This window comes from Terriglobus sp. ADX1 (assembly GCF_036877645.1).
GTDB lineage: Bacteria > Acidobacteriota > Terriglobia > Terriglobales > Acidobacteriaceae > Terriglobus.
Genome location: NZ_JAEDXV010000004.1, coordinates 62,750 through 75,036, shown reverse-complemented (window position 1 = coordinate 75,036; position 12,287 = coordinate 62,750). Strand labels below are relative to the sequence as shown.

The 12,287-nt window shown below is 54.5% G+C and carries 7 protein-coding genes, 1 tRNA gene and 1 pseudogene; 6 read left to right on the top strand and 3 right to left on the bottom strand.

The genetic code is table 11. The features are described from left to right. Entirely contained in the window at positions 1–462 is a 462-nt protein-coding gene (locus JAO32_RS04170) for a hypothetical protein (protein WP_334237791.1), read from the bottom strand. A 44-nt stretch (positions 463–506) separates the two neighbouring features. Between JAO32_RS04170 and JAO32_RS04165 the strand changes: the two genes are divergently transcribed. From JAO32_RS04165 to JAO32_RS04145, 5 genes and pseudogenes are all read left to right on the top strand, one after another. Further along, on the top strand, positions 507–866 hold the full coding sequence (locus tag JAO32_RS04165) for a (2Fe-2S) ferredoxin domain-containing protein (RefSeq protein ID WP_334237789.1): 360 nt from the start codon (positions 507–509) through the stop codon (positions 864–866). Continuing rightward, a pseudogene (locus JAO32_RS04160) lies at positions 835–1,446 on the top strand (DUF507 family protein). The gene JAO32_RS04165 and the pseudogene JAO32_RS04160 overlap by 32 nt, the downstream one beginning before the upstream one ends. Positions 1,447–1,627: 181 nt before the next feature. Continuing rightward, positions 1,628–1,704 (top strand) — tRNA-Glu (locus JAO32_RS04155). 705 nt (positions 1,705–2,409) lie between these two features. After that, positions 2,410–6,033, top strand: coding sequence for a TonB-dependent receptor (locus JAO32_RS04150; RefSeq protein WP_334237787.1), 3,624 nt, complete (start codon positions 2,410–2,412; stop codon positions 6,031–6,033). A gap of 30 nt (positions 6,034–6,063) precedes the next feature. Next, on the top strand, positions 6,064–7,491 hold the full coding sequence (locus JAO32_RS04145; RefSeq protein WP_334237785.1) for a sulfatase-like hydrolase/transferase: 1,428 nt from the start codon (positions 6,064–6,066) through the stop codon (positions 7,489–7,491). Positions 7,492–8,013: 522 nt separating this feature from the next. On the opposite strand, the gene JAO32_RS04140 is transcribed toward JAO32_RS04145, so the two are convergent. Beyond that, positions 8,014–9,576, bottom strand: a complete 1,563-nt coding sequence (locus tag JAO32_RS04140) for an MFS transporter (protein ID WP_334237783.1) — start codon at positions 9,574–9,576, stop codon at positions 8,014–8,016. A 90-nt stretch (positions 9,577–9,666) separates the two neighbouring features. Between JAO32_RS04140 and JAO32_RS04135 the strand changes: the two genes are divergently transcribed. Continuing rightward, positions 9,667–10,563 (top strand): LysR family transcriptional regulator, encoded by an 897-nt coding sequence (locus JAO32_RS04135; protein WP_334237781.1) that lies wholly within the window; start codon positions 9,667–9,669, stop codon positions 10,561–10,563. A 120-nt stretch (positions 10,564–10,683) separates the two neighbouring features. On the opposite strand, the gene JAO32_RS04130 is transcribed toward JAO32_RS04135, so the two are convergent. Beyond that, complete coding sequence (locus tag JAO32_RS04130) at positions 10,684–12,057, bottom strand: serine hydrolase domain-containing protein (RefSeq protein WP_334237779.1); 1,374 nt, start codon at positions 12,055–12,057, stop codon at positions 10,684–10,686. Positions 12,058–12,287: the final 230 nt, after the last annotated feature.

The window sequence follows — 12,287 nt, the reverse complement described above, 5'->3', positions numbered from 1 at the left end:
TCAGTCTTCGTCGCTGTCATCCAGAACGATGCTGCCGAGGTCGGCCACAGCTTCCATCCACTGTTGGTAACGGTCGTACCAGTCCGTTGCCGTCTCGTAGAGGAACATGACGCCGTTATAGGCGAAGCCAATCTGCAGATAGCCGGTTTTGCCAATGTGCTGCAGCAGGTACTGCGCGTCATCCAGATCCTGACCGGCTTCATCGGGAAAGCGATGAACACGGGTGCGCTCAATCAGCATTTCGATGTCCTGCTTTTCCAACACCACTTCACTCATGGTGACGAAGGCGACGTTGGTGGCCTTGGCGTGTTCGACAAAGTCTTTCCAGGCGTCCGGGCCGTGTTCCTCAAACATGACAGAAGGAACATCTTCCGGAACGTACGCATTCACCGTCCGCAGGCCGTTGCCCGCGATGAACGCAATCATGTCGTCTTTAAGGCCGAGCAGATCGTCAGGGTGCATTTCTGCTCTATTGTCTCACTTCGGCGCGGCGTTAGCATGGGAAGATGGCGGTTCCTGAACGGCAGATTCTTGTATGCATCAACGAGCGTGATCCCAGTGCTTCGCGCCCTTCGTGCCGTAACGAGGGTTCGAAGAAACTGAAAGACGAACTTAAGGAACTGGTGAAGGATGCCGGGCTGAAAGGCCGCGTCCGCGTGCTGGAAACCAGTTGCATGGACCAGTGCGAACATGCCGCCGTTTGCGCCGTGTACCCGGACAACGTCTGGTACAGCTTTGTGAAGGCCAAGGACGCCGAAGAAATCGTTCAGGAACACCTGCTGAATAACCGTCCGGTGGAGCGCCTGTTGCACGACAATCCCGCCAATCTGGCACATGCGAAGCGAAGGGAAGAGAAGCGCAACTAAGTTGCGTGCTATCCTCCTCTTGCCCATGCTCTTCTCAAAGGATTACGTCGGATATCTCTCGCGGCAGGTGGTGCGCCGGCTTCAGGAAGCAAAGGTCGTACGCACGGATAAGCCCGCCGTCCTGGTAGAACGCATCAATAACGGCCTGATTGACGAGCTTTCGCTGGAAGATCGCATCAATGAAGAGGCTCGCCTCATCCTGGAGCAGTTGCAGGGCGAGATGAGCAAGGTTGGCGCCAGCTACCCCGAGATGTTCAAGAAGATTAAGCTGCGCCTGGTGCAGCAGTACAAGGCGGTGCTGTAAATGCGCATTTCACGCGACAAAGTGAACAAGCTCGCCCACGTGATCGCTGATACGCTTGCCGATACGGACGAAGCGGAGTTCCTCGAAGATCGCAACACGATCCGCCAGGAAGCACGCAAAATTCTGGAACAGCTTTTCGCGGAAGAAGTGAAGATTGACGCTGCAGCACGCCAGAAGATTACGTCGCAGCAGCGGATCATTCTGGAAGGCACGCAGGAGTGGGACATTCTGTATCGCAAGTACTACAACGACGAAGTGAAGCGGCTGGGAATCTAGCCTGTCCTCATCCGTAATGGTTTGTATTGATTTTCAAGAGAATCGACTCCTTGTTCCGGCATAACATCAGGTGTGTCGGAGCGAGGCATCTTTGAGTTGTAGAGTGCAGCAAACCATTTGGAATCCGACCGAAGCTGCGGTATAGTAGGGAAGTCGCGCAAGCGACGGCCACCCCCAAAGTGGCGATATGGTGTAACTGGTTAACACGTCGCCCTCTCAAGGCGAAGAGTCCGGGTTCGAGCCCCGGTATCGCTACCAAAATCCCCAATAAGATCAATGCTTTAACTCAACCTCCCGATTGGAGGGTTTCCTGTTTTTGTCGCGCGGGAGTTACCCCACCAAATACAGGCGAGAGAACTTGGTTGCAAAATGACGCGCCGGAAGAGCGCTCATAGTGGCACAACAACCTCGCGTTGATCGTGGCTGGCAAAGAGCCGAAGTTCTTCGACTGCGATGAGGGCCCTTCCCCGATCTCCGCATCTTCAATCGACGTTCAGCGATCAGGCAGGCATCGCACGAAGGCTGATCTATAAGGCGAGGGCTGCTTCTTTGCGGCTTACGAGTAGCTTTTCCATTCGTGGTTACTCACATCGGATTTACTTCAGACTTCATCTCCAGGCTTGAATTCCGGACGGACGCGAACCTGCGGGCGCCGGGTGATCCAGTTGATTGGAATCGAATGATGATGCTCCTTACGCACTCGGTCAAGCCTTAGCTTCGCGAGTTGCGTGAGATGGATGGTTCGGCTACCATCGCAACCATGCATCTCGTTGCCATTGTCCTAAAGGAAAGTGCCACAAACGTCGCCCTGACGTTTGCACGAGACGCTGCGCCTGCCGGCGCCTGTTGTTGTTGTCGATAGCATTCTGCGAATAGAACGGCTTCCTTCGCGATTCCGTACTTGCATGCAGCACGTTTATGTCTGCGCTCTGATTGCTCACAACTCTACAAGGCAAACGAACCATGTCTATCTTTTCGGCATTGCACCGTTATGGTGCACGCTTTTCTGCTGTTCTTCCGGTCGTATTCTTTTCTGCAACCGTCGTCATCTCTGCTGCCGGTCAGGTTGATACGGGCTCGCTTTCAGGTGTGGTGCATGATCAGTCCGGCGGCGTTCTACCCGGAGCGGAAGTAACACTGCGGGAAGAGTCCACTGGAATCACTGCAACCTTGCGCGCTGGGAAAGACGGTAGTTTTGCCTTTAATCCGCTGAAGATCGGCACCTATACGCTGACCGTGACAGGGGATGGTTTTAAGCAGAGCGTAACGCAACATCTTCAGGTGAACATTCAATCACGCTTAGAAACGTCTCCGATTCTTGAGGTGGGATCGGCAAGTGAAGTGGTGGACGTATCGAGCAGTAGTCCCTTGCTTGAGACGCGTTCGTCCAGCGTGCAGCAACTGGTAGAAGAACGCACTATTAATGCGTTGCCATTGAACGGTCGCAACGCGACGTTTTTGGCTCAACTCTCTCCCGGTGTCACGATGGCGCAGAACGATAGCCGCAACTTGCAGGGCAGCGGATCGTTTACGGCAAATGGTTTGCGGCGCACGCAGAACAATTATCTGCTCGACGGCATGGACGATAACGCTGCCATTGCTGACCTTGTAAATCAGTCGCAGTACGTCGTGTTGCCACCGCCGGATGCACTTCGCGAGTTCACCGTGCAGACCAGTACCTACACGGCAGAGTTTGGTCACTCGGCCGGTGCTGTGCTGAATGTCAGCACCAAGTCTGGAAGTAACACGTTCCATGGCAACGTGTGGGAGTATCTTCGCAACAGCGCGCTTGATGCCAAGGACTATTTCGTCCTTCCCACGCAGAAGAAGCCCGCCTTCCGTCAGAATCAATTCGGCGCCACCATCGGTGGTTCAGTGGTGATTCCGAAGCTGTATGACGGGCATAATCGCACCTTCTTCTTCGGTGATTACCAGGGCACTCGCATTGCGCAGGGGCGTACCTACACCACCACGGTGCCTACGCTTGCGGAACGGAATAGTGGCTACACCAACCTGCAGGATTTGATCACGCTGCAATCTGGCACACGCACAGATGCTCTTGGTCGCGTCTTTCCCGTCGGTACAGTCTTTGATCCAGCGACAACGCGATTGATCCCGGTAAGCGGCGTCGATAGTGTTACGGGCCTGAGCGGTACTGCAGGTGGCTATGTTCGTGACCCGTTTTACAACGGAGTAATCGGCAATTCGACCAACTTCAACACTGCGACGCAGCGCGCACTATTGAACCAATTGCCAGCATCGCGTCTCTCGGCCAATGCCGTCGCGCTGCTAAATCTTTATCCGTCCCCCACGGGCTCCTCGCTGCAAAATAACTTTGTCACCAGCCCAATCAATCGCACAACAACAGACAGCTTCGATGTGCGACTTGATGACGCGTTCTCCCAGCGTGACTCCGCCTTTGTGCGCTATAGCTTTGTCAATACGAACCAGGTGGTGCCTGGACCGTTCCCCGGCGTTGCTGATGGTTCTGCATCACGGCCGGGCAACGGCAAGACCCAATCGCAAAACATTGCGCTGAGTGAAACGCATATCCTTACGTCGCATCTGGTGAATGAAGCACGCATTGGCTATAGCCGTGTGCGTGATGTGCGTTTGCCGCTTTATGGCAACCAGTTGGGCATCCCAGCACAATATGGCATCCCCGGTATCCCGCAGATTGCGGGGAATGGTGGTCTGCCACTGTTCAGCATGGGGCAGTTATCAGCACTCGGCACGCCGGGCACGCTGCCCAGTGATAAATCCAGCAAGATTCTTCAGTTCACGGACAATGTCTCCATTGACCGGAACGAACATCAGATTCGTGTGGGCTTTGAATATCAACACATCGCATTTCCGACATTGACGCCAAGCACATCACGCGGCAACTTTACGAATAGCGGTATCTACACCTCCATTGTCGCGAACACGGACTCCAGTACGGACCGCGCTCAATTCGTGTTGGCTCCGCTCACCCCTACCGCCGGAACGTTGGTTGGCCTCGGGGGATCGAACACCGTGTCAGCATCCAGTTATTCGCCCATTTTCAATCTTGTGCGCCAGTACATGGGAGCCTACGCGCAAGATAGTTGGAAGGTGCTTTCCAACCTGACATTGAACTATGGACTGCGTTACGAGTTCCTAGGTATCCCGACGGAGAGCGACGGACGCTTCGCCAATTTTGTGCCTGCACAGACTGGCGATACCAAGGACAACGTGTCGCGCTTCTACATTCCTACAAAGCAAGTTGCGAATGTCTCCATTGCATTTCAGACACTGCTTGCGTCCAACGGCATTGTCTTCACGCCAATCAATGACAACGTGATGGGATATGCGCAGCGCGGTAATTTTGCACCGCGTATTGGCTTCTCGTTCCAGGCCAAGCCTGCTCTGGTGGTGCGTGGTGGTTATGGCCTCTTCTTCCAAGGGTATGAAAATCACGGGCTGAGCATTAGTCCGTGGGTGAACTATCCCTTCCAAATCACGAGCAGCTATACGGCAGGTAGTTCTGTTGCACCAGTGACAGCAGACAACTCGGTGGGCCCAATCTCGCAAGGTTTGGCAAACGTGCCTCTCACCGCTGCCGGCGCTTCTCTCGGTGCCATCTCGCTCTTCGGTGAACCACGTAATCCCAAGACGACCTATAGTCAGGCATACAACCTGCAGGTGCAATATCAGTTGACTCCGAACACGATCGCGTTCGCGGGCTATGTCGGCAGCAATAGCCGTCATGTGCAATCGTCCTTCAGCACCAACACTGTGAACCAGATTCTTGCGCCCACTGCCAATGTGAAGAATGCTTCATTCTTCCCGGGGTTTGCGACGGGTGGAAATTACAATGCTCGCGCAGCAGCAACGAATTACAATTCGCTGCAACTTGGTATCGAACGTCGCTTCAGCAACGGGCTAAGCTTCCTCGGTAACTTCACCTGGTCCAAGTGCCTTGGCACTGCGCGTGACTTGCTGGACAATGGTGTGGGGAGCTATCGCGCACCCTATGTTGCGGGGGTGGGCATCAATGCAGACTATGCGCCCTGCGATATTGATGCTCGTCGTGTTGTACATGCGAGCGGAAGCTATGAGTTACCTTTTGGCAAAAAGAAGGCATTCCTTCAGCGTGGCGTAGCTGCTGCTCTCGCAGGTGGATGGTCTGCAAACTGGATCGTTACGGCGCAGGATGGTCAGCCGTTCTCCGTTTCCTGCACCACAACCACAGCGGCAGGGCTTGGTTGCTTTGCTCTAAAGGTTCAGGGCCAGCCGCTATACAGCACCAACAATCGTGTGAAGCAGTTCTTGAATCCGGCCGCGTTTGCCAACCCCGCAACGGGAAACCTTGGTGGGGCGCCTGCTCAGGTCAGCGGCCCTGCCTTCCGCCGCCTCGATCTATCCGTATTTCGTCGGTTCAACGTAACGGAATCGCGCTACTTTGAATTCCGTGCAGAGAGCTTCAACCTGACCAACACGCCCAACTTCGGTCAGCCTGGATCGTTAAGCTTCACATCGCCCAGCACCTTCGCGCAGATCAGTGCAACACGAGACAATCCGAACGATCCGCGCGAACTGCAAGCGAGCCTGAAGTTCTACTATTAATGCCGCAATGCGAACAGAGGAATTTGTGCAATGAATCGTCGTGAGTTTTTACGCAACAGCGGTCTTGCGGCCGCGGGCACAGGTGCTGCATTAACTACGGCAGCTGAGGGGGAGACGGCACCTGCAGCAAAGCAGCGTCCCAATGTGATCCTCTTTCTGTCAGACCAGTTTCGCTGGGATTTTGTCGGTGCGAATGAAGCGAACAGTTCCACCAAGACGCCGCATATTGATGCCATGGCAGAGCGCGGTGTGAACTTCACGCACTGCGTTACCAATCAACCCGTGTGTGCGCCGTCACGTTCCGTGCTGTTTACCAGTCGTTATGCAACGGAGACAGAGGTGTGGCACAACGGCCCGGGCATGAAGCAGGACCTACCTACGCTGGCAGCAGAGTTTCGCAAGGCTGGGTATACCAGCAACCTCATTGGTAAATGGCATCTCGCTCCAGGTGCAGCGCGGGGTGGTGGTCCCGGCGCGGTGCCGGAGCAGTGGCGTGGAGGTTTCCTGGATTTATGGGAGGGCGCCAATGCGTTGGAGCACACGGCACACCCCTACTATGGCACTATCTATGACCGCGATGGCAAAGAAATTACGTACAAGGATCAGTATCGGGTTGACTTCATTACCGACCGTGCGGAGAAGTTCATTCGTGAAAAACATGAGAAGCCATTCTTCCTGTTCGTCTCGCAGTTGGAGCCACATCAGCAGAATGATCTCAATCGCATGGTCGGTCCAAAGGGCTCGGCGGAGCGGTTCATCAACGCCTACGTGCCACCGGATCTTCGTGCCTTCCCCGGCGACTGGCATCAACAATTGCCAGACTACTACGGTGCATGCGAGAGCATTGACGCTTCAGTAGGTCGTTTGCAAAAAGCACTGGAAGAGACTGGGCAGAAAGACGACACGATCTTTGTCTTCTTTTCGGATCATGGTTGCCATTTCATGACGCGCAACCAGGAGTACAAGCGTTCCACGCACAACAGCAGTGTGCGTGTTCCGTTCATTGTGGATGGTCCTGGGTTCAACCGTGCGCAACAGATCAACGAACTTGTCGGCATTATCGACTTCGCTCCAACCTTGCTTGAAGCCGCGGGGCTGGCCGCTCCAACGTCGTGGAAAGGGCACAGCGTGCTTCCATTGCTTGAGGGGATGGAAGCTCGTAAGGCATGGCCGAACAAGCACCTCATTCAGATCAGCGAGTCCATGACGGCCCGGGCGCTTCGCACGAAGGAGTGGACCTATTGCGTTGCCGATATTTCAGGAGCCAAAAAAGCGGCAAGCCCAACCTATCTTGAATGGCAAATGTATGACCAGAAAAACGACCCGCACGAATTGGTGAATCTAGCTGGCCGCAAAGAATATGCAGCGAAGGCAAAGGAACTGAAAGCGGAGCTGCTTGAGTTGATGGCCTATGCAGGAGAGTCTGCCACGATCAGTGATGCAACGCTGTATCCATAAAACCCCTCCATTGCAGGCAAAAACGCAAAGCCACCTGTTGTTGGGAGGGATTTATGCCGAATGGAAGGAACGTCTACCTGCTGAGAACCGAGAGCCACTCCGTAAGCCTTCCGGTAGAGGCCTCGGTTTATTGCGAAAACTGTGAGAAGGTTTCCAGCTCCAGTGGAGATTGTTGCGGAGTTTGAGGTAGCGCCGCAATCATAGGTCTCGTGTCCATCATCAACGGTCCGCCAACAAGTCCGGGTTCCGACCCAGCAGCCGCAGCGATGGCCGTGCCGCCCGTGCATCTGTAGAACAGATTGCTTCCTGACATCCCACGCGTAGTGTGGCTCGCATCAAGATGGGCTAGTACCCGCTTTCGCCCCCCGAGAGTGAGCGGCTCAGGAACCTTGTTCATTTCCAGCAGACAGCGCATCGGTACTCGATCCCTGCGCTGGCACCGGCGCAGCATTGATGCAGATCAGATCACGCGTGATGGGATTTCATTGACTTTATTGTTTTTCTAAACGCCGGTAGAGAACCTCATGAGTTAACGCATTCCTTTTCGAGCGTCGCTGCTTTCGCAAGCGCTGAGTTGGTTGGTTTATGGAATGTTACGAGACTAGCAATTGCTAATATCAAAACTCCTACCCCTCCGTACAGCATCACCAGACGAAAGCCATGCAGGAACGCCGCGTGAAAGATGTCGCTCTGCGATGTGGACAAAGCATAGGTTTGGTAGGCAGCAGACTTGGTCTCGCCTCCAGCAATCGTTTCTGCCAAAGAACTCAGTTGCGCAGCACTCAGCCTTTCTGAAAGCGCCTGCTTCAGATACGCGCTAATCCCCTCAACCAGCAGGAAGCCCATCATGGCGATGTTGACGGCCAGCGTGATAAGCCTCGCGCTCATATCGATACCAGTCGCCATGCCGGCTCGCGTAACAGGCACAGCTCCTGTCGTGGTGTTCGTCACAGGGGTATTGGTTAAGCCCAGCCCAGCTCCGGATAAGAGTGAGCCTGGAAGCATCGTCAGCCAGCTTGCATGGGGCCCGCAACTGCTGTAAGCCATCATGAAGAACCCTGCTCCGATGGCGAAGAGCCCGACGGGAATCACAATGCCCGGCCGATAGCGCAGGGCCAGCCGCTCCGCAAAGGGAGGCACAACCAATGTAGGCAGCGTATATGCCAGTAGTGACGATCCAGCAGCAACGCTCCCATATTGAAGGCCAGTCTGAAAATACAGCGGCAAGTAAATCATGAAAGGCCAGAAGCTGAAATTCATGCCGATAGAACCTAAAATGGCTCCGGAAAAATCGCGAACACGAAAAACAGAGAAGTCGAACATCGGATGAACTTGCATTAGTTCGGCCACAACAAAGAGCAGAAGGCTGAGAACTGAACCGCCAAGAATCGCGAGAGCAGAAAGACTGGTGAAACCTAGACCTGGCCCCTGCGTGATGAAGCACGTCAGCCCGAGAATCGCAGCAGACAGCAGAACAATCCCCGCCAGATCAAGCCGCTTCGCCTGTGGATCACGTGATTCCTGAACGCCGAAGATGGCAAGGGCAAGAGTGACAGCAGCAATTGCCACATGAACCAGAAAGACCCATTGCCAACTCGATAAAGCAACAATAATGCCGCCAACAAGTGGCCCGAAGCCCAGCCCAAAGCCAAACACAGTGCCCCACCATCCGAACGCCCGGCTACGTTCCTTCGCGTCACGAAACTGATGGGTAAGGATCGCGATAAGGCAGATCAGCATGGCGCCGCCGCCCATCCCCTGCAAGAACCGGCTGACGATCAATACGGCCGCTGTTCGTGCCAAACCACAAACAAGTGACGTAACACCGAACAGCACAATGCTCACAAGAAACACGCGCTTCCGTCCGAAGCGATCGGCCAGAGTCCCTGTTGCCATTAAGACCGTGGTGCAGGCAATGGTGTACGCATTCATGATCCACTGCACCTGCTTCAGCCCTGTATGCAACACCGTCTCCAGCGTTGGCAGGATGGTTGGGACACTGGAGATTTCAAGGCCGACCATCAGTGCAGCCAAACAGACCGCAATCAATGCAATTGTGTCTTTTCGTAAACGAAGCCCATTCATAGGGCTTATTCTGGCTGGCCGCCACTCATGACACAAGCGATACTATTTCTTAATATTCATTAAAATCTGTCATATATATAATTCAAGCATATGGAGTTCGATCCGACCCTGTTACGTGCATTGGTGGCAGTGAAAAACGCAGGAAACTTTACCCGCGCAGCCCAGCGACTCCATCTCACCCAATCTGCAATCAGCCATCAGATTCGGCGTCTCGAGGAGCAGGTTGGAAGGCCGCTTCTGCATCGCACCACCCGCAGCGTTCTATTGACCGAAGACGGTCACGAATTTGTCCGTCACGCTGAACAGATCCTGACCTCATTCGACTCCCTGAAGCAGCGTTTCCAATCGCCTCTGATCTCAGGGGTGGTGCGTTTTGGGGTGCCGGAGATGTTTATGAGTGATCAACTGCCCCACCTCATTGCACAGTTCTCCCGCGCCTTTCCAGCGATACGTCTCGAGGTCAGCGTCAGCAATTATCTTGATTTGGAGGCGATGATTGGTAACGGGGAACTCGATCTCGGAGTTGTTATCTCTACCAATTCCAGGCTGAAGGGCACCGTCCTGCAAAAGACCCAGTTTGTCTGGGCAGCGGCTGACACGTTTGAGCTGCCACAAGGATCTCTTCCTTTCGTTCTTTCCCCGGCACCGTGCGTCAACCGCCTTGTGGCAATCGACGCAATCCATGCATCAACGATCGAGTGGCACATCGTCTATACATCGCCGAGTCACCATGGAATTCGTGCAGCCGTTCTTGCTGGGTTAGGGCTGACAGTGATGACGCGCTGTGAAGTCGAATCTGGAATGAAGATTATCCCGGAGAACTCGATCCTGCCAGCATTGCCGTCAGCCGAGTATCGACTCGTTTGGAGTGCAGGAGACAAAGCCGCAGCAGCCATCAAGTTTGGGGAAATGCTCTCAAGCATCGCGGTCTCGCCTCGCGACAGGGGCTCAAAACGCCAGCAGGGCCGCACACTTGCCCGTCAATAAGAAAGCTCTTAAATGAGCGCAGTTCTCGTCAGCTGAAGTCGCTTCCCACAAGCCGACTTTATGTGGTGCTCAATCATTGAGTTGGCGATTATGTGTTCATTCTTAGCGAAAGCAAGAATCTTATCGGGCCTTGGGTCGCGCAGACAAATCATGACGGTAGTATGCGAGCGAGTTGCCGCTTGTCACGCTGACAGCCTCCACTTTCCCATGTGCGTCGCTGTGAAATTCAAATTGCATCAGGGGCACGGTTCCCGAATCCGGGTCTACGAACCGAGTGGGAGATAGAGCTTTTAGCGGATGGACGTGATCTTCGCCGGGAATGCGCAACACAACTTTCTCTTCCGAGATGTCTACGTCGAACGCCTCGACGTCAAAGTCATCCGCGAGCCGTCCCCGGATATTCATCGGTATATCGCTATCTAGGCGGTAGGTTCCTTTGTAGTCGGTATAAGCTGGGTCGTTCATGTCCAGATCGACCGTTCGCAAAACGGGATCGACGCCAAGACCGATTGCATCCGAAAGCGCGTGTCGGATTTCGAGGCGCAGGAGTGATCCATTGCTGCTGTTAGTGAGAATTACGAAGCCATCGCCGGATTGTAGATAGCCCTCGATCCAGGCGCGATAGTTGTCATTGGACCCGCTATGAAAAAAGACTCTCGCGTCGCCGGAACCGAGCAATTCGGGTCCCAATCCCTGTGGGCTTGGTGAGACCGGAGTCATCATCTGCGTTGCCAATCCACGCGGAAGAAAATTGTTCTGTCCGCGATAGCTCTCGATGAGAGCCGCAACCCAGCTTCCTAGTTCTTGAGCATTGCTCCATAGGCCGGAGGCTGCTTGTTCAGGAAATGTCTGCCATCCGCGTGGCAGGGCGACGAGGTGGCCGTCGTTGTCATGCGCCTTGGCAACATTGCTCGTCGATGCAGGCAGCGGGCTGACGAATGTGCTGCGATCCATATGCAACGGATTGAGCAACCACGTCTTCGCTGTATCCGCGAAGCTTGTCTTTGTCACATCCTCAAGCAGTTGCTGCTCTACCATGATTCCCCCACCCGAGTAGCTGTAACGCGTACCGGGAACCGAGGTTAGGCGGACGGCATGATGTTTGGCTGGCGGTTTGCCATCCAGTGTCTCGATAAGGGTGGGAACAGGCTCGTCTGGCATGAAGTCGGGAAAGCCGCCGACGTTGAAACCGGATGTGTGTGACATCAGCATGCGCAGCGTGACGTCGGGATCGGGGACGTCCTTCGTTGGGGGTACATGCCAACTCCTGAGGTAACGATCTACATTGCTATCGAGATTCAACTTACCCTTAGCTGCCATGCGCAGGATGATGGATGCTGTAGCCACCTTGCTGACTGAGCCGACGGAAAATAGCGTATCGGCATTCACCTTCTGGTTACTGCCTTCCGCCAGCACGCCATAGCCAGCGGCTTGCACGACTTTCCCATTCCTGATCACCGCAACGGCCACACCAGGAACGTGGTAGTAAGCCATACGTTCGCATAACGACCAATGAGGCAGCGGCTCGCCAGATTCGAGAACAGCGGGACGAAGACGATGCTCCCATAAAATTTTTGTGGGAGCATCGGGCGTCTGGCCTTTGCTTACCTGTGTAGGATTTGCGGTGGCAGCATCACATGGGCTGAGCACGGCCGCGCGAGAAACAGCGCCACTACATAGAAGCAGAAGCGCAGAAATTAAAGTGGGGCGAATCATCTCCTCAA

Coding starts and splice junctions, on each gene's coding strand:
- JAO32_RS04170 (WP_334237791.1), bottom strand. CDS start 462: ATGCACCCTGACGATCTGCTCGGCCTTAAAGACGACATGATTGCGTTC.
- JAO32_RS04165 (WP_334237789.1), top strand. CDS start 507: ATGGCGGTTCCTGAACGGCAGATTCTTGTATGCATCAACGAGCGTGAT.
- JAO32_RS04150 (WP_334237787.1), top strand. CDS start 2,410: ATGTCTATCTTTTCGGCATTGCACCGTTATGGTGCACGCTTTTCTGCT.
- JAO32_RS04145 (WP_334237785.1), top strand. CDS start 6,064: ATGAATCGTCGTGAGTTTTTACGCAACAGCGGTCTTGCGGCCGCGGGC.
- JAO32_RS04140 (WP_334237783.1), bottom strand. CDS start 9,576: ATGAATGGGCTTCGTTTACGAAAAGACACAATTGCATTGATTGCGGTC.
- JAO32_RS04135 (WP_334237781.1), top strand. CDS start 9,667: ATGGAGTTCGATCCGACCCTGTTACGTGCATTGGTGGCAGTGAAAAAC.
- JAO32_RS04130 (WP_334237779.1), bottom strand. CDS start 12,057: ATGGCTTACTACCACGTTCCTGGTGTGGCCGTTGCGGTGATCAGGAAT.